The sequence below is a fragment of the Castellaniella sp. genome (genome assembly GCF_034674885.1).
Lineage (GTDB): Bacteria > Pseudomonadota > Gammaproteobacteria > Burkholderiales > Burkholderiaceae_B > Castellaniella.
Genome location: NZ_JAUCDS010000025.1, coordinates 25641 through 42631, shown reverse-complemented (window position 1 = coordinate 42631; position 16991 = coordinate 25641). Strand labels below are relative to the sequence as shown.

Sequence of the window (16991 nt, the reverse complement as noted above, 5' to 3'; positions counted from 1 at the left end):
AATCGTTGGCGGAGCGGACGGGGCTCGAACCCGCGACCCCCGGCGTGACAGGCCGATATATGAACCTAGCAAATACGCGGGTTTCGAGGCGTTTTCAATTCCAAAACCACGCATTTATGCCGCCAGTTTATGCGGGTTTCCACGTTTCAATTCCAAAAAAATGATGTAAATTAGCAGCAGCTAATTAGCATGAGCTATTGACTTATCATTAGTCATGGCTAACAATCCTCTCGAAGCGTTGCCTAATTTCAGGCCGCCCAACACGAGAGGAACCTATGTCAATCATCGGCATCGCCACCGGCAAGCACTACGACAAGAAATGGAAACGCGTCGACGAAGACGGCAATGTCCTGTCCCCGTCGACGTCCTTTTTTGACGAACACCCGATTTTTTCGGGCATCGCCGAAGAAGAGATCAACGGCCAGGCCATGGTCCGTATCCCCGCGTTCTACTACCGCAACGGCGTCATCACGGATGGCCCCCTGGAGGGCAAGAAGGCGCTGTGGATCAGTCCGACCCCCGCCAACGGATTCGACCGCCATCCGGCATTCATGCACCACGGCGCGCCCATCGATCAGATCTGGATCGGGAAATATCAGGCGACGCCCGATGGCGATCTGATGGGGTCCCGCGCCGGCATGAAGCCCCTGGCGAACATCGACTTCCCGACCATGAAGGAGCGCGCCAGTCGACGCGGCGACGACTGGATGCTCTGGAGCGTCTACCAGCTCGCCGCCGTCCAGATCCTGGCCCTTGTCGAACATGGCACACCTGACTTGGCCTCCATTGTCGGAGCCGGTTACGTCGACGGTGACGGCGTCCGTCCGGTCGACGATGAGTTGGTCGCCCAGGCGGCATATCGCGGGATTGTCGGCCTGTGGGGCAATGTGTGGCAAATGCTGCAGGGCCTGCAAACGACCGGCGACCGCGAGTGGCGGATCTGGGACAAAGCGGGCCGCCAGGAGTTGATCGACACCGGCATCCATGCTCCCGAGAACGGCTGGCTTCATCGTCGGCAGCGCAAGTCAGGCGCGGACTTCGACCTGGGCGCACTGTTCCTGCCCAAGAAAACCCGCGACGCCCAGGGCGACTCCGGTTTCGGCGATCACGTCTGGGCCTGGTCGGATGGCGAGGTCGCCTACCACGGCGGGGGTTGGAACAGCGGCGCGATCTGCGGGCTGTTCTGCTTGTACGTCGACAACGCCGCGTCGGGCTCCGGCACGGCCTTCGGCGGCCGCCTCGCAAAGGTGTAACGGGTCACGTCCCAGGTGTCATGCAACCGAGCGGCCCGCCGAGCGGGCTGCTCACGAAAAGGAGCCGCCATGTCCGCCACCCCCATCATCCCCGGCCGCCTGTACCGCGTGCGCGCCAGAGGCTTGGACGTCGCCGTAATCGCCCGCGACGCTTTCGCGGCGATCATCATCATGCTGCCGAGGGTTATGCCATGCGAAGCCTGATGACCCGCGCCCGGGTGACGCTCAATCTTCGCCGCGACCGCGCCCTGCGCCTGTCCTGGCGGGCCAGTTGGCGCATCGCGGGAGAAATGCTGTGAGCCCGGCGCACAGCATGGCCCATGTCGAGCTTTTCCTCGGCGACGATGAGTTGATCGCATTCAATGCGCTGCTGGAAAAACTGATCGTGGCGAACTACGGCGGCCGGCCCGACCTCTTTCTGACCATGGCCGACGGCGATCAGACGCTGGCGTCGGACATGCTCTCGGGTGCATGCCTGTTCCACATGGCCGCCAGGCGCGTCATGCGTGCCCGCAACATGCCGGAGGCGGCATGAAGAAAGCCGCCGCCCAACCCATCACCGACGCGCAGCTAGAGCAAGCCCTGTCCGCCGCAGGCCTGGACATCCCATTGGGCGACGCCATGCGCTCCCCGGCCCTTGCCCGGTGCCTGGAGATCACGGCGGAGGCGCTGCTGGTTGAGCGGGATCACGATGGCAGCAACCCGCAGCCCTCGCGTGGCCCCCGGCGACTCGTCGGACCCCATGAATCGCTACCGCCTCGCGTCGACGTGAAGCGCGCGGCGGCTGGCGACAGGGACGAATGATGAAAGCAAAACGCCGGACACCTCGCGCGGTGCGCATCCCCGTCACACGCGTTCTGCGAGACGAATTCGCCATGCTGCTCTACACGTCCCTGCGGAGCCTGGAGCACGCTCCCGGCGCCGGCCCGTTCGACAACCTCGCCGGGGTTTTCAACGTGCTGCAGCTCGCCCTCGAGCATGACGCGAAGCACAGCCATGAGGCGCGCCTCATCACAGGCGGCGCCACCGCTTTGAATCAGGCGATGCACAGGATCGTCGCCGGCACGCCGCCGGCCGACCACGAAATGGCGCCCATCCGCGTGGGCGTCGAAACCATAGACACGCTGCTCGGCCGCCTGGACGTCTCCGTCCTGCATGCCGCCATGCTGCGGCTGCGCTCGCTGCGCGCATCAACCGAAAAAACAGAACCATGACGAATCACAGCCAGATGGCCCTGCCGTTCCCGGGAGAGCTGATCATCGACAATTTCGCGGGCGGCGGCGGCACGTCCACCGGCCTGGAGGCCGCTTTCGGGCGGCCAGTGGACATCGCCATCAACCATGATCCCGAGGCGCTGGCGATGCACGCCCTCAACCACCCTTACACGAAACACCTCTGCGAGAGCGTCTGGGACATCGACCCCATCGAGGTGACGGCGAACCGCCCGGTCGGCCTGGTGTGGCTGTCGCCGGATTGCAAGCACTTCAGCAAGGCCAAGGGCGGCACGCCGGTTTCCAAACATATCCGTGGTCTGGCATGGGTGGGAATGCGCTGGGTGGCGCTCACGAAGCCGCGCGTGCTCATGCTTGAGAACGTCGAAGAATTCCAGACCTGGGGGCCGGTCATCGCCGGCGCCGATGGTAGTCTCTACCCCGATCCGAAGCGCAAAGGAAAGACCTTTGAGAGCTTCGTCAGGCAGTTGCGCCAGCACGGCTACAAGGTGGACTGGCGTGAGCTGCGCGCGTGCGACAACGGCGCACCGACAATCCGCAAGCGCCTGTTCCTGGCCGCGCGCCGCGACGGGCTACCAGTCGTTTGGCCGGAGGCGACGCACGGCGACCCGGCCTCGCGCGAGGTGCTGGCCGGGATGCTGGCCCCCTACAGGACGGCGGCCGAGTGCATCGATTTCGACCTGCCGGCCGTCAGCATCTTCGACCGCCACAAGCCGCTCGCGGCGAACACCCAGCGGCGTGTTGCCAAAGGCCTGTGGCGCCACGTCTTGAGCAGCGCGAAACCCTACATCGTGACGAACACCACCGGCCACCCTGGCGTCGCCATTGACCAGCCCATGCCGACCGTCACCACCGGCAACCATCACATGCTGGGCCAGCCCGTGATGACGCCGTTCCTGACCGAACACGCGAACGCCAGCAACCAGCGCACCATGCCGGCGGATGCACCGCTGCGCACCCTCTGCGCCCAGGTGAAGGGCGGACACTTCAGTGTCGTGGCACCGACCCTGGCCCCGCTGCGCGGCACCAGTCACGGACACATGGGCGGCCACAGCATCAAGAAGCCGCTTTCCACCGTATCCGCTGGCGGGACACATCACGCGCTTGTTGGCGCCGAGATAGTGGCGGCCCATATTCAGCGAGACATGAGCCAAAGCGTCGGACATGCAGCCGATGTCCCATTGGGAACCGTGACAGCCGGCGGCGGCGGGAAGTCGTCCCTTATCTGTACCCACCTTATCACCGTCGGCTACGGCGAACGAGAGGGCCAGCAGCCGCGCGTGCATGACATCGCGGCGCCGCTGGGCACTGTCGTCGCCGGCGGCGTTAAGCAGGCCCTGGTGACGGCCTACCTCGTCCAGTATTACAGCGAGGGCGGCCAGGATTCGGGCTGCGCCAAGCCAATGCCCACGGTGACAACCAAGGCTCGCATGGGCCTGGTGGAATCGGTTCAGGTTCCCGCCGACTCGCTTTCTCCCGCGCTTCGCGCAAAGGCTCGAGCGTGCGCAGCCCTGCTGCACGAGTATCTGCCAGACCTGTTCCCGGCGCCGGCCGAGCTGGTGCTGATGAACTACGGCAGCACATGGTGGACGCTGGCCGACATCACGCTGCGAATGCTCAAGGCGCGCGAACTGTACCGCGCCCAGTCGTTTCCCGACGACTACATCATCCACGAAATCCCTGACCCAAAGCTGCTGTTCAAGGACGGCATCCAGGTGCCAGGCGACCCGCGCCTGATTCCCCGCATTCCGCTGACGATCACGGCCCAGGTCCGCATGTGCGGAAATAGTGTCTCGCCGGCCCAGGCCGAAGCCCTGGTGCGCGCTAATTTTCGCCACGAATCCCTTTTCATGGACCGCGTTGCTTGACGCCCGCTACCGCGATCCGTTTTATTGCAGGAGAAATCACCATGTCGCTCGAAGACCTCATTGATACAGGCCGCGCGCCGCGCCAGACCCTCATTCCGGAAATGTCGCGCATGATCGGCAGCGCCGACCGCCTGGCGCGCGCCGCCACCCGCATGGTCGCCACACTGGACGACCTGATCGCAGAGCACGGTGACATGCCCATCCGCCGCGACCTGGCGGATCGCCTCGTCGAGAGCATCAACACATTGGAGTCTGCGGCCAGCGAAGTGTCGGCTACCACCCAGGGGGTCACGCGCCATGCCTGAAACCGGAATTTTGCTGACCCGCACCCAGCTCGAAGAGTTGACGGGCACGAAACAACCTGCCCGCATGGCCGCATGGCTGGACCAGCGGCATTGGGTGTATGAGCCTCCAGCCAGGCGCGGCGAGATCCCCAGGGTATCGCGGCAGCACTTCGAGGCCCGCATGTCTGGCAAGTCCACCGCGCCGCGCCGCAACGGCCCGCGCCTTGACTTTCTCGCAGCCCGATGAGCCGCCAGCGCGCCCGCCAGGACGGCCTGCCGTATCGCGTCTACGAGCGCAAGGGCAAGCTCACCTATTCCATCGGCTACAAGCTACCGAACGGCCGCTGGGCGTTCCGCTTGAAGTGTCCCGTAGCCGACCGTGCCAAAGTGGCGGAGACCCGCGCGGAGGCGATCCGCCGCGCCGGCGAGATCGGCCTGGGCCGTCCCGCCGACGACTCCGTCGATGCGCTGATCACGGCATGGCTGGACTGGCAGGAGGCCCTACCCGTTGCCAGCCCGCTGCGCCGCGCCGATTCCACCCTCGCAGAGAACAAGAACGAGATCGTCAAGCTGCGCAAAGCGTTCGGACACATGGCCGTGCGCGATCTGACGAAGACGGACGCCTATGCCTACCTGGATGCATGCGTCAAGGCCAGCCGCGCCGCCAAGGGGAACAAGGAGGTGTCCCTCATGAGGGTCATCCTGGAGTACGGGGTGCGACTGGGCCTGATCACGGCCAATCCGTTCGACGGCGTCAAGAAAAACAAGACTGCCGAGTACGACCGCCTGGTGACCAGCGAGGAAATCGCCCTGGCCGAACGGGTGGGCCGTGAAATGGGCGGCCCGCAGTTGATCGTCGCCCTGGCCCTGAAGACAGCCTGGCTGTGCCTGAAGCGATCAGTCGAGGTGCGCGCGCTCACCCGGCCACAGATCACGGATGCCGGCATTGAATGGGTGGCAGCGAAGCGCCGACGCGGAGCGGTGCCCAGGGTGGGCATCATCGAATGGAGCCCCGAGTTGCGCGCCACGATTGACGATGCACTGGAGATCAAGCGCTACGACCTCGCGGGCGAGTGGTATGTGTTCGGAAACCTAAGCGGCGAGCGGTATACGAAGGGTGGATGGAAGGCCACGCTGGCGCGCCTCATGGGCCGGTGCGTCGAGGTGGCCACGAAAGAAGGGATCCAGTTCGAGCCATTCAGCCTTCAGGACTGCCGCCCGAAGGGCGTGTCAGACAAGCTGGCGCGGGGCGACGCGGACGTCATGGAGGCCACACTGCACACCTCGGAGAGGATGATCCGCAAGACTTACGACCGCCGCCGTGTGCGCCGGGCCAAGCCTGCAGAGTAATGGCTACGCGCCGTGGCCCATGCCGACAATGAAGCCCGAGACCACCTTGTCGAGGGCTTTTTTCTCGGCCGTCGACAGCTTGCAGTATGCCTCGTAGGGGGCAGAGAAAGGCCATCCCTGCGCACGCTCCTGGATGTGCGGCTGGTGGCCATCCACCTCACCATCCTTCAGGTATTTCGGCCCCTCGCCGGTCGCCAGCCACCACGTGTGGACACCGAAAAACGCGGCGGCCCGGATGGCGTTCGACGCCTCCATCTGTCTGGTTTTTCCGGTCAGCCAGCCGCTCACCGACGGCGGTTTCACGCCACAGACACGCGCGAGATCGACGGGCCGGGCTTCCGGCCGGTCCGCAAAGAGTTCGGCAAATCGTTCTGTGAGCGTAGACATATTAGCTAATCCTAAATGTTTTATTGATAGGCATGGCTTGTTTTTTATCGTTAGTTGTGGCTAAATATGCACTGCTAAGGATTTGGAGCCAGCCGTGAAACGCATCGCTGAACACCCCGACGCCGCCGTCATAGAACGCCTCGATGGCACCGTAGCCGTCGCCCGACTCTGCAAAATCTCCGCCGCATCTGTTTCGCGGTGGAAGAAAAAAGGCATCCCGCAAGCGCGCGAGATGTACCTGCGCTTGCTGCGTCCGGATGTGTTCCAGTCGCCCTCTGATCGCAGCAGCGCGAGCGACTCGCAGCCGTCGGGGAAGTGATGATGATCGCCTCATATCCCGCCTCCCTTTCTTTGGTGTGGCCCCATTGTGCAAGTCAAGAGGGGGCCAGTCATGCGTAGCCTGTCGCAGACCCTGATCGGCATCCTCCGCGAGGAGATCGACGACCATCGCCGAATCCATCGGCTGTCCCGCGAGACCGTGACCAGGTCTATCGTCGAGGCCCATGAGGCCCTGGGCGCTGATGCGTCGACCGGAATCCGGTTCGAGCCCAAGACGCTCGACACCTTTGAGCGCACAAAGGTCAACGCCGACCGCGTCTTTCGCTGGCTGGACGACAGCACCAAGGACAACAACCTGCTGCCGGCCAACTTCCTGGTGTCGCTGCTGGCCGGCCTGCCCGACGAAGTTCGTCGCCGGATCCTGGACCGCATCCTGCTGCCGCTCGGGTTCGCGGCGCGCGCGCTGGGCGGTGCGGCACCTGGCGCGCCGATCTCTCCCGCCGAGGTCGCCGATCTGGTCCGAGAGCAAGGCGAGGCCAGCGCCGCATTCACCGGCCTGCTGGATGGGTATGACCGCCCGGAACTGCTCAACACCAGGCAGCAGATGGCCGAAGCCGTCGAAGTGGCGCAGCGGGCCTTGGCCCGCATCGATGCCAAGATCGCCGAGGGCCAGGAAGCATGAAGACCCCAGCACCGACCACCCGCCGCCCGACCTCTGGTCAGGGCAGTATGCAGCAGCCCATCAAGGCTGCACCCAAACCAGCACAGCACAAGCCCAGCCAGGATCCGTACCGCATGCCGTGCGGCCGCCTCGCTGTTGGCCCGGGGGACATCTGATGGCAGACGAATTCGACCGCGCCAGCGAGCGTGAACAGCAGGCCCGCGATGCCGCGCTGGCCGCCACCCGCCGCGCCGCTGCTGCAATGCCGAAGGGTGAACCGGGCGAATGCGACCGCTGTGGTGAGTACTTCGTCCGCTTGGTCGGCGGCCTGTGCGGCTTCTGCCGCGACGGTAGGGCGCGCCCATGATGCGGCAGCCGGATTCCCGCCTGCTTTTTTTCACGCTCGCACGTTCGGGCGTGATCCCCGTTCCCCCAGGAAGGGCAGCAGGCCGCGTGGTTGCGTTGCGGCTGGGGTTGCGCTCCGACCTGGGCTGTTGTTTTTCAGCAACCAAGGCGGGGACCCTGGCGGATTCCTGGTCTTGCGGGGGCGCGCACCCGCGAAAAACCGCTAGGGTGCGGCTCTGCAACATAGGCAACCCCCTGGGGGGCGCCGTATGAGCTGGAAGAACTACGACGACGTGCTTTCGCAGCTTCGGGCCGCAGGCCTGGATGTGGATATGCGAAAGTTCGACGTCGACACGCCCAAGCCGATCCGCTGCCGCGAACTGAACGGCGATCTTGAAAAGCGCGGGTGGTACTGGCTGAACGAGATCCTGCTCGACGAGTATGACGACGAAGGCAAGCCCACGAAGGGCTGCTACATCGTCGGCAGTTACGGGATATATCGCGGCAAGGAATCGGGCAAGCAGAAGATCCGGCTGTCGCGTAACGGCGCTGCCTTGAGCGCCCAGCAGGCCGCCGCCATGAAGGCCCGGCACGCCGAGAACGTGCGCCGCGCCAAGGCCATACGCGCCGCCGAACAGGAGCGCGCCGCCCAGGCCGCTGCCGCAGGCTGGGCCAAGTATCAGCCCGTCAGCGCCACACCCTCGGATTACCTCGCCCGCAAGGGCGTCGGCGGTCACGGCGTGCGCTACTCACCCTCGGGTAACGGCACCATCGCCATCCCGATCTGCGACGACACCGGCAAGGTCTGGGGCCTGCAGATCGTGCGCGGGCGCAATCGCGGCGGCAAGCTGGAGAAACAGTACTGGCCGGCAGGCATTCTCAAGGCCGGCCACTACCACATGCTGGGCGCGCCTGGCGCCGTGGTCCTGCTGGCCGAGGGCTACGCCACCGCCGCGTCGCTGTTCGAGGCGACGGGCTTATGCACGGTCGTGGCGTTCGACGCCAACAACCTGATGCCGGTCGCGCTGGCGCTGCACAAGTCGTACCCTCGGACGCATATCCTGGTGTGCGCCGATGACGACTACCTGACGAAGGACGGGTCCGGCAACGCCTGGAACCCTGGCGTCGAGGCCGCGCAGAACGCGGCGACCGCCGTGCGCGGGTCGTGGGTCAAGCCGGAATTTCCCGGCGACCGCGAAGGCAAGAAGCTGACCGACTTCAATGACCTGCAGCACTTCCCGCACGGCGGCCAGGCCCTGGTCCGCGCCCAGATCGAGATGGCCCTCACTGCCGCCGGGCATGATCTGGCCGCCGCCGCGCGCCCCGGCCTTCGGCTGGTGGCCTCGGCCAGCCTGGAACCCAACCAGGGGGAAGGGGAAAGAGGCAAGCGCCGCGCCGAAGCCGTCATGCAGCTCGATGACCTGGTCGAGCGTTTCGTGCCGGTTGACGACGGCACGGGCGACACCGTGTTCGACCTCTGGACCAACCGCATCGCGCGCAAGGCGCAGATGATCGCGCTGCTGCCCGCCGGCGTGCGCGCCGACGACATCAAGCGCCACCCGCTGTGGGTCGAGCGCGGCGCCTACTTCATCGATCAGATCGGGTTCGATCCGGCCGGCACAGACAAGGATGTTGCGCTCAACACCTGGCGCGGCTGGCCGATGGAGCCGCGCGACGGCTCATGCCGCGAGCTGCTCGACCTGCTGCGCTATCTGTGCAGCGGCGAGAGCAATGCCGACGACGTGTACGAGTGGATGCTGCGCTGGATGGCATACCCGCTGCAGAACCCGGGCGCCAAGATGGGCAGCGCGATCATCATGCACGGCCCCCAAGGCACCGGCAAATCCACTGTGTTCCAGACCCTGGCGAAGATCTACGGCGACTATGCCACGGTGCTGAACCAGCGCGGGCTGGAGGATCGGTTCAACGCCGATTGGGTGGACAGCAAGCTGTTCCTGCTGGCCGAGGAAGTCGTCACCCGCGCCGAAATGTGGCACATCAAGAACGAGTTGAAGGAGCTTGTCACCGGCGAGTGGATCCGCGTCAACCCGAAAAACGTGGCGGCCTACCGTCAGCGCAACCACGTCAACATCGTGTACCTGTCGAACGAGGGCCAGCCGCTGCCCATCGACAACGATGACCGACGGCACCTGGTGGTCTACACGCCGCCGGCCCTGGCTGAGTCGGTCTATGACGCCGTCCAGATTGAACTCGAGCGCGGCGGCGTCGAGGCGTTCTATCACTACCTGATGGCCCTGGATCTGGACGATTTCCACCCGAAGAAGCGCCCGCCCATGACCGAGTCGAAGCAGAAGCTGATCGACTTGTCGCTGCCGTCGGAGGCCGTGTTCGTGCGCGAGTGGCAGGCCGGGCAGCTCGAGATCGACGAGAGCAAGGGTCCGATGCCGTTCTGCCCATGCCTGGGCCGGCACCTGTATACCGCCTACAAGAAATGGTGCGGCCTGACGGGCGTGGTGCGCCCGCGCGACGAAACGCAGTTCATCGGATACGTGGGCCGCCTGCCCGACTGGCAGGCCGGAAAGCCCGTGTCCACGCTGGAGAACCTGAACAGCACGGCCTACAAGAGCCGCAAGATGGTCATCCCCAGCCCGGCGGCCGTCGCCGACGCGCAGGCCGCCGGCGCGAAGACCATCGGTGACGGCGATGGGGCGAAGACACGCGGGCGCTGGCTGACTGAATGTTTTTTCGCGTTCAGCAACGCGATGGGAGGCGGCCTGTGATAGTACGCCTTGTTACCCGTTATTACCCCATCAAAATCGCGGCAGGCGGGGATATGACTATTAGTACGCCTATGACCCCGTTTGCGCGCACGCGTAACGTGGAAAAAGAATGCGGCGCGTACATGATCGCCCCGCATGAGGCGCGAAACCCCGTAATAGGCGTAACAATAGTATTAGTCTCGCTTGAAAAGATTTTAGGAGTAATAAGGTCGGTAATAAGTGGGGTAATAAGGTTTGAGGCCGTCGATTTCGGCGAGGTTCTGTCATGACCCTGGAATCGAAAGCCGCCTTTGCCCGCCGCCTCGGCGTCAATAAATCCACGATCACCCGCGCCGCCCAGGCCGGTCGCCTGGTCATGGAAGGCGGCGAGGTAAACATCGAGGCCAGCCTCTCGCGCTGGCACGCCACCGCCGGCGGACGCGCCGACGTCGCTGAACGCCACGCCGCCCAGCGCGGTCAGGCCATCCCGGATGCATCCACCCCCTACCGCGCCGAAGAAAACGCCACGGCGGGCGATTCTGGCCCGTTGCATGGCGGGTTGCATGAGCAACCCCAGGCGCAACCCGGCGCAACGACCGACGCCGGCAGCGCCGACCGCACCCATTACAAGGCCCTGACGCTGCGTTTCGAGAACGAGACGATCAAGCTGGAGATGGCCCTGCGCCGGCACATGCGCTATCCGCTGCCGTCCGTGCGCCGCGAGGCCTACGGCCTGGGCCTGGCCCTGCGGGCGTCGGTCGAGCGCATGGTCGACCAGACCGCACCGCGCCTGGCCGCCGCCCAGACGCCGGAGCGCCGGGCGCTGCTGGTGGCCGAGTGCCACGCGCTGGCCCGCGCCATGCACACTGAATTCGTGCGCGCCCTACGGCGCCTGCGCCAGTCGGAGAAAAAATTGTGACGCCGCGCGGACTTCTGATTTCCACCCTCCGGGCCTATAATGGCCGTGCGCTGGTAGACAGCCAGCGCACGGGTTTGGAAGCCCGGAATCCGAAGGCGCGCAGCCGCCTGGAAACCGTTCACGCGGCTTTTTCATCCTCTGCGCGCAGCATGGCACCCCTATGGGCGGGCCATGCAGGAGGGCTTCGGCCCTGCCGGTTCCTTCGGTCCGGTCTTCCAACCTGCATGTGTCCGCCCACCCCGTTTGGAAGCGGGGCGGCGGTTCGTAACCGTACCGAAGGAGTCATGCCATGACTGGTAAGCCTATGAGCGCGCCCGCGCCCGCCATCGGCCATATATCGGCCACCACCACCCAAGACACCCCATTCTGCCTGGCGGACGCCAGCGGCCAGCCCCTGTTCGCGGTGCGCCCCGGCGTTCGCGCCGATACAGCGCTGTCCCAGGCGGCCAGCATGCTGCACACGGCACACGGCCTGCTGGTCAATTCCAGCGAGCTGGGCGACGACGATCAATACGCCGCCGGCCTGTTCCTGCTGGAAACCGCCGCAGCCCTGGTGGACGCCATCAACGGGGGCCAGCCATGAACAGCCTGATCCCCTTCGATTTCGATCAGCATCCCGTCCGCGCCTTCGCCGATGAGGATGGCAGCGCCTGGTTCGTGGGCCGCGACGTGGCCGAGGCCCTGGGCTATGAACGCCCGAGCGATGCGCTGCAGCAGCATTGCAAGGGGGCGGTGAAACGCCGCCCCCTTCCGACCGCCGGCGGCATCCAGGACGTCCGCCTGATCTCCGAGCCGGATCTGTACCGCCTGGTGGTGAGCAGTCGCCTGCCCGCCGCTGAACGCTTCGAGCGTTGGGTGTTCGAGGAAGTCCTGCCCACCATCCGGCGCACCGGCAGCTACTTCGCCCAGCCTGCCGCCGCCGACATGCGCGGCGTGAACACCGCGTTCTGGCTGATCCCGCCCGCCGTGCGCGCGGGCCGCGCCCTGGGCCTGCCGCGTGAAGCCGCCATCGTCGCAGCGAACCGCACGGTCGCCAGCCTCACGGGCGTGGACGCCATGCAGTTGCTGGGCATCGAGGCCCCGGCGCCCGAGGCGCTGGCCGCGCCCAGGCCCGAGGCCGAGTTCCTGCTGGCGTGGCAGCACGGCGCCGTGGCGCTGGCCGACGACGCCGAGCCGCTGCCCTTCGTGCCCTGCACTGGGCGGCAGTTGCACACCGCGTACACGCTGTGGTGGCGCCGTGAAGGTCGCCTGGGCCAGCCCCAGGGCGTCACGCAGTTTGTCGGCTTCGTTGGGCGCCAGCCCGGCTGGGTGGCGGGCCGCCCGCAGACAACCTACCGCGCCCGCGCGGGCGCCGAATGGATGTCTCGCAAGATGGTCATCCCGGCCACCGCTGTGCAGCCCATGAGCCAGACCCGCGCGGAATGGCTCACCGAAGGCTATTTCAACTTCCAGGCCGCGCTCGACGCGGCGCAATCCCAGAAGGCCTGACCCATGATCACCATCCGCACCTATGAATGCTGGATCCCCGAATACGGGGAGACCCGAGACGACGCCGTCCAGTTCGAGGCGGTCGACCATGAGGACGCCGCGTGCCAGTGCGTGTCCCGCCGCGAGCAGCGAGCGGTGGAATATCCCGTCGCCTCCGGTGAGTCCAGCCTGGTCGTGGCGGTGGCCTTTCCCGGCCAGGCGCCCGTGCCGCACACGGTCATGGGCCACGTCATGCCGCACTACTACGCGACCCCCGTTCGGGATCTCGATGGAGACCAGAAATGAACCACGACGAACTCACATATGCCCTGGCAAAGCAGTTGTCCAGCGCCCACACCCTCGAAGGCAGCTACGGCGCCATCGACCTCGACGAAGAGCTGCGCGCCGCCGTGGATGCCGCCGTGCGTCCGATTCTGGAGCGGCGCCTGGGCATTTCCACCCACACCAGCTCGCGGGCAGACCATGTTCGTGGCGCCACGCAAATGGTCCCCGTCGAGCTGCTGAATCGCATTGACGATGCCCTTGGCCGCTTCTGCGGCGACGAGGGCTGGACGGCAGATGATATGCAGACGCTCGACGACCTGGCCGCCACCATGCTTTCCGCCACACCCATCGGAGACAGCGCGCATGCAGATTGAAAGCCTGCCGCTCGACCGGCTTGTCCCGTATGCCCGCAACAGCCGCACGCACAGCGACGCCCAGGTGTCGCAGATCATGGCGTCGATCCGGGAGTTCGGCTTCACGAATCCGATCCTGATCGACGCCGACGGCGGCGTCATCGCGGGCCATGGCCGCATCCTGGCCGCGACCCGCTTGGGCATGAAAGAAGTTCCGTGCCTGCGCCTGGGCCATCTGACTGAAGCCCAGAAGCGCGCCTATGTGATCGCCGACAACAAGCTGGCCCTGAACGCCGGCTGGGACGAGACGATGCTCGCCGCCGAGTTGCGGGATCTGGCGGACATGGACTACGACCTGGGCCTGACCGGCTTCGCCGACGATGAGATCAAGGTGCTGCTGGCCGAACTGGACGCCGCGCCCACGGGCGCCACCGATCCCAACGCCGTGCCGCCCGTGCCCGATGTGCCGGTGAGCCGCCCGGGCGACGTCTGGGTGCTGGGGCGCCACCGCGTCATGTGCGGTTCGAGCACCGACCCGGCGGCCTGGGCCAGGCTCATGCGCGATGACCGCGCCGACATTTGCGTCACCGACCCGCCGTACAACGTGGCCTACGAGGGCAAGACCAAGGATCGCCTGACGATCCAGAACGACTCCATGTCGGCGGGCGACTTCCGCCAGTTCCTGCTCGAGTTCTACCGGGCCGTGTTCGACGTCATGAAGCCGGGCGCCCCGATCTATGTCTACCACGCCGATACGGAGGGCCTGAATTTCCGCAGCGCCTTCATCGAGGCAGGCTTCAAGCTATCCGGATGCCTGGTCTGGCGCAAGAACACCATGGTGCTGGGCCGCTCCGATTACCAGTGGATGCATGAGCCCATTCTGTACGGCTGGAAGCCCGGCGCCGCGCACCGCTGGTATGGCGGACGCAAGCTCACCACGATCATCGAGCACGGCGAAGGCGGCGCAGTCCGCCGCCTGGACGATGGTCGCTGGGCCGTCCAGGCGGGCGATGACCTGCTGATCGTCGACGCCAGCGCCACCCTCGAGCAACACCTGGGATCGGTCATCTACCACGACAAACCGGCGCGCAACGGGGAACACCCGACCATGAAGCCAGTCAGCCTGATCGAGCGCAACCTGCGCGCATCGTCGCGGGCCGGCGACATCGCCATCGACGGCTTCGGCGGGTCCGGCAGCACGCTGATGGCAGCGGATCGCCTGGGCCAGTCAGCCCGGCTGATGGAGCTTGATGGCGGGTACGTCGACGTGATCGTGCGCCGTTGGCAGGACTATAGCGGGGGGGGGGCGCACCTGGAGGGGGATGGGGCCTCTTTCGACGAGGTGGCGGAACGTCGCGGTGCGGACGCCGCTGTGGAACGCCTCGGCCGGAATGTTCCAGCGCGTTCCACCACCGTTCCACCTTCGGCGGCAGTGTGAGGGCGGGATAGATGGCGACCTTATCCGACCTGCAGACCGAACGCGAAAAGCTGCGCGCCCTGGACGCCAAGGCGACCTATGACGCGGCGCTGGCCGATACGACGAGCCACAAGGACGTGGTGGCCGCCGCCACCGCCATGCGCACCGCCCTGGATGCCGCCATGCGAGGCCTGCCGCGTGTGCTCGCCATGGCTATCGACGGCGAGACCGACGAAACCCGCGTCCATTACCTGCTGTCGGACGCCATCCACACCGCGCTCACGGGCATCGGCGCCGACGTCAGCCAGGCCTGCACGGCCCTGCCACCTGCCGGCGACCAGTTCAAACGCGGAGCGCAGCCGCGCGACCTGCTGACCGTCAGCCAGTGGGCGGACCGCCACCGCTGGCTGCGCTCCGGCACGAACGCGCCCGGGCGCTGGAACACCGCGCTGACGCCGTACCTGCGCGAGATCATGGACGCGCTCTCGGAGCACAGCCCCGTGCAGTCCGTGACGTTCAAGAAATCGTCCGGCGTGGGCGGCTCCGAGGTCATGATGAACTGGGTGGGCTATGTGATGCACCACCTGCAGAACAAAGACATGCTGATCGTCATGCCGACCCTGGAGTTGCGCGACCGATCCTTCAACCCCCGCATGTCCAAGATGATCGAGGAAACCGAGGTTCTGGCGGGCCTGGTGTCGCGCTCGAGCCGCGACAAGGCCAACCGCGCCGACGTCGTCGAATACGGTGCGCACGCCCGCATCATCCGCAGCGGCGCGAACAGCCCCGATTCCCTGCGGTCCGATCACCTACCCTACGTCATCACCGACGAAGTCAGCGCGTTCCCATGGGACGTCGGCGGCGAGGGGGACCCGATGACGCTGATCGAGAACCGGCAGCGCACCTACAGCCGCCGGAAGTCGTACTTCATCAGCACCCCGACCATCGCGGGCCGCTGCCGCATCAGCCTGCAGTATTCGCGCAGCGACCAGCGCCGCTACCATGTACCCTGCCCGTCCTGCGGCACCTTCCAGCATCTGGAATTCGACCGCAGTGGTGTGGCCGACCACGGGCTGAAATGGCGTACAGCGCCGCCCGTCGATGAAGAGACTGGTGAAGTGCTGCGCCCCCGTGTGCTGTCGGCCTGGTACGTCTGCAAGAGCTGCCATGCCGAGATCCCCGAGGCCAGCAAGACCGCCATGCTGGCCCACGGCAAATGGATTGCCGGGCGGCCCAGCATCAAGCGCCATCGCGGCTATCACATCAACGCCCTGTACGCGCCGGTGGGCCTGGGCCTGTCCTGGCGCGACATCGCCCAGAAATGGCTGGACTGCCAGGGCGACACTTCGGAAATGAAGGCGTTCGTCAACACCTATCTGGGCGAAGCATGGACCGAACAGGGCGACAGCATCGAGGACATCTCGCTGATCTCCCGCCTGGAGAATTACGACCCGCTGGCGCTGCCGTACCGCCTGATCACCGCCGGCGTCGACGTCCAGAAAAACCGCCTCGAAGTCAGCTATGTCGGCTGGGGTGAGCAAGAGGAAGCCTGGCTGATCGATCATGTGATCCTGCCGGGCGACACGGCGCAGCCGGAAGTGTGGGCCGCCCTGGGCGATTCCCTGGTCGAGCACAAGGTGCGCCAGGCCGTGGTGGACTCTGGCTACAACACCAGCATGGTGTACCAGTTCTGCGCCACCCGGCGCTGGGCCGTGCCCGGCAAGGGCCTGGCAGGCACGGCCCGTCCGCTGGTCGAGGATGAAAAGCGACGCATCGCGCGCCTGCGCCGCCGCGTCAAGCATCAGCACGCCGTCGAGCCCATCGGCGTCGACCAGGGCAAGGCCCTAATCTACGCCCGCCTCAAGATGGAAAAGGTCGGCCCCGGCTACATCCATTTCCCGCGCGAGGCAGCGTTCGACGATGAGTACTTCGCGCAGCTCGGCGCGGAGAAGCTCGTCACGAAGGTGCGCGGAACCCGCCCGTTTTCAGAATGGGTACAGACCCGCGCCCGTAATGAAGCCCTGGACTGCCTTGTGTACGCCACCGCCGCGATGCGGCTGTCGCGCGTGAACCTGGACCAGCCGCCACCTCCGCCACCAGACCCCCACCCGCAGGCCGCACCAGCGCCTGCCCGCCGCCGGCGCGCCGTCAGCCGCGCCCTGTCACGATAA

Annotated in this window: 21 protein-coding genes; 20 read left to right on the top strand and 1 reads right to left on the bottom strand. The window is 66.0% G+C overall.

What is annotated here, in order from left to right; all coding sequences use genetic code 11:
• Nucleotides 1–275 precede the first annotated feature (275 nt).
• From VDP74_RS12645 to VDP74_RS12605, 9 genes are all read left to right on the top strand, one after another.
• Nucleotides 276–1253 carry a hypothetical protein gene (locus tag VDP74_RS12645; RefSeq protein ID WP_322999997.1) on the top strand — a complete coding sequence of 326 codons (978 nt, stop codon included), beginning with the start codon at nucleotides 276–278 and terminating at the stop codon, nucleotides 1251–1253.
• Nucleotides 1254–1322: 69 nt separating this feature from the next.
• Nucleotides 1323–1457, top strand: a complete 135-nt coding sequence (locus VDP74_RS12640; protein WP_322999996.1) for a hypothetical protein — start codon at nucleotides 1323–1325, stop codon at nucleotides 1455–1457.
• A gap of 109 nt (nucleotides 1458–1566) precedes the next feature.
• Nucleotides 1567–1788 (top strand): hypothetical protein, encoded by a 222-nt coding sequence (locus VDP74_RS12635; RefSeq protein WP_322999995.1) that lies wholly within the window; start codon nucleotides 1567–1569, stop codon nucleotides 1786–1788.
• Nucleotides 1785–2057 carry a hypothetical protein gene (locus VDP74_RS12630; protein WP_322999994.1) on the top strand — a complete coding sequence of 91 codons (273 nt, stop codon included), beginning with the start codon at nucleotides 1785–1787 and terminating at the stop codon, nucleotides 2055–2057. Before VDP74_RS12635 ends, VDP74_RS12630 begins: the two co-directional genes overlap by 4 nt.
• 71 nt (nucleotides 2058–2128) lie before the next feature.
• Nucleotides 2129–2467: a hypothetical protein gene (locus VDP74_RS12625; RefSeq protein WP_322999993.1), complete on the top strand. Its 339-nt coding sequence runs from the start codon at nucleotides 2129–2131 to the stop codon at nucleotides 2465–2467.
• Nucleotides 2464–4353 (top strand): DNA cytosine methyltransferase, encoded by a 1890-nt coding sequence (locus tag VDP74_RS12620; protein WP_322999992.1) that lies wholly within the window; start codon nucleotides 2464–2466, stop codon nucleotides 4351–4353. Before VDP74_RS12625 ends, VDP74_RS12620 begins: the two co-directional genes overlap by 4 nt.
• A gap of 41 nt (nucleotides 4354–4394) precedes the next feature.
• On the top strand, nucleotides 4395–4658 hold the full coding sequence (locus VDP74_RS12615; RefSeq protein ID WP_322999991.1) for a hypothetical protein: 264 nt from the start codon (nucleotides 4395–4397) through the stop codon (nucleotides 4656–4658).
• Nucleotides 4651–4884 (top strand): DUF4224 domain-containing protein, encoded by a 234-nt coding sequence (locus VDP74_RS12610; protein WP_322999990.1) that lies wholly within the window; start codon nucleotides 4651–4653, stop codon nucleotides 4882–4884. The genes VDP74_RS12615 and VDP74_RS12610 overlap by 8 nt, the downstream gene beginning before the upstream one ends.
• The gene (locus VDP74_RS12605; RefSeq protein WP_322999989.1) at nucleotides 4881–5987 is read left to right on the top strand and encodes a hypothetical protein; all 1107 of its coding nucleotides are present in this window, start codon (nucleotides 4881–4883) and stop codon (nucleotides 5985–5987) included. The genes VDP74_RS12610 and VDP74_RS12605 overlap by 4 nt, the downstream gene beginning before the upstream one ends.
• Before the next feature lie 3 nt (nucleotides 5988–5990).
• Here the strand turns inward: VDP74_RS12605 and VDP74_RS12600 are convergent, their stop codons facing one another.
• On the bottom strand, nucleotides 5991–6374 hold the full coding sequence (locus VDP74_RS12600; protein WP_322999988.1) for a hypothetical protein: 384 nt from the start codon (nucleotides 6372–6374) through the stop codon (nucleotides 5991–5993).
• Nucleotides 6375–6468: 94 nt separating this feature from the next.
• Between VDP74_RS12600 and VDP74_RS12595 the strand changes: the two genes are divergently transcribed.
• The 11 genes from VDP74_RS12595 (at nucleotide 6469) to VDP74_RS12545 (ending at nucleotide 16991) form a co-directional block, all read left to right on the top strand.
• A complete protein-coding gene (locus VDP74_RS12595; protein WP_322999987.1) occupies nucleotides 6469–6693 on the top strand; it encodes a hypothetical protein in 225 nt (74 codons plus the stop codon).
• 72 nt (nucleotides 6694–6765) lie between these two features.
• A complete protein-coding gene (locus VDP74_RS12590; protein ID WP_322999986.1) occupies nucleotides 6766–7335 on the top strand; it encodes a hypothetical protein in 570 nt (189 codons plus the stop codon).
• A 154-nt stretch (nucleotides 7336–7489) separates the two neighbouring features.
• Complete coding sequence (locus VDP74_RS12585; RefSeq protein WP_322999985.1) at nucleotides 7490–7681, top strand: conjugal transfer protein TraR; 192 nt, start codon at nucleotides 7490–7492, stop codon at nucleotides 7679–7681.
• Between the two features lie 247 nt (nucleotides 7682–7928).
• The gene (locus VDP74_RS12580; RefSeq protein WP_322999984.1) at nucleotides 7929–10400 is read left to right on the top strand and encodes a DUF5906 domain-containing protein; all 2472 of its coding nucleotides are present in this window, start codon (nucleotides 7929–7931) and stop codon (nucleotides 10398–10400) included.
• Nucleotides 10401–10665: 265 nt separating this feature from the next.
• Complete coding sequence (locus VDP74_RS12575; RefSeq protein WP_322999983.1) at nucleotides 10666–11298, top strand: hypothetical protein; 633 nt, start codon at nucleotides 10666–10668, stop codon at nucleotides 11296–11298.
• 289 nt (nucleotides 11299–11587) lie between these two features.
• On the top strand, nucleotides 11588–11881 hold the full coding sequence (locus tag VDP74_RS12570) for a DUF3077 domain-containing protein (protein WP_322999982.1): 294 nt from the start codon (nucleotides 11588–11590) through the stop codon (nucleotides 11879–11881).
• Nucleotides 11878–12786, top strand: a complete 909-nt coding sequence (locus tag VDP74_RS12565; RefSeq protein ID WP_322999981.1) for a Bro-N domain-containing protein — start codon at nucleotides 11878–11880, stop codon at nucleotides 12784–12786. The genes VDP74_RS12570 and VDP74_RS12565 overlap by 4 nt, the downstream gene beginning before the upstream one ends.
• A 3-nt stretch (nucleotides 12787–12789) precedes the next feature.
• Nucleotides 12790–13071: a hypothetical protein gene (locus VDP74_RS12560; protein ID WP_322999980.1), complete on the top strand. Its 282-nt coding sequence runs from the start codon at nucleotides 12790–12792 to the stop codon at nucleotides 13069–13071.
• A complete protein-coding gene (locus VDP74_RS12555) occupies nucleotides 13068–13424 on the top strand; it encodes a hypothetical protein (protein WP_322999979.1) in 357 nt (118 codons plus the stop codon). The genes VDP74_RS12560 and VDP74_RS12555 overlap by 4 nt, the downstream gene beginning before the upstream one ends.
• Nucleotides 13414–14841, top strand: a complete 1428-nt coding sequence (locus VDP74_RS12550) for a site-specific DNA-methyltransferase (protein WP_322999978.1) — start codon at nucleotides 13414–13416, stop codon at nucleotides 14839–14841. The genes VDP74_RS12555 and VDP74_RS12550 overlap by 11 nt, the downstream gene beginning before the upstream one ends.
• 11 nt (nucleotides 14842–14852) lie before the next feature.
• Nucleotides 14853–16991: a phage terminase large subunit family protein gene (locus VDP74_RS12545; protein ID WP_322999977.1), complete on the top strand. Its 2139-nt coding sequence runs from the start codon at nucleotides 14853–14855 to the stop codon at nucleotides 16989–16991.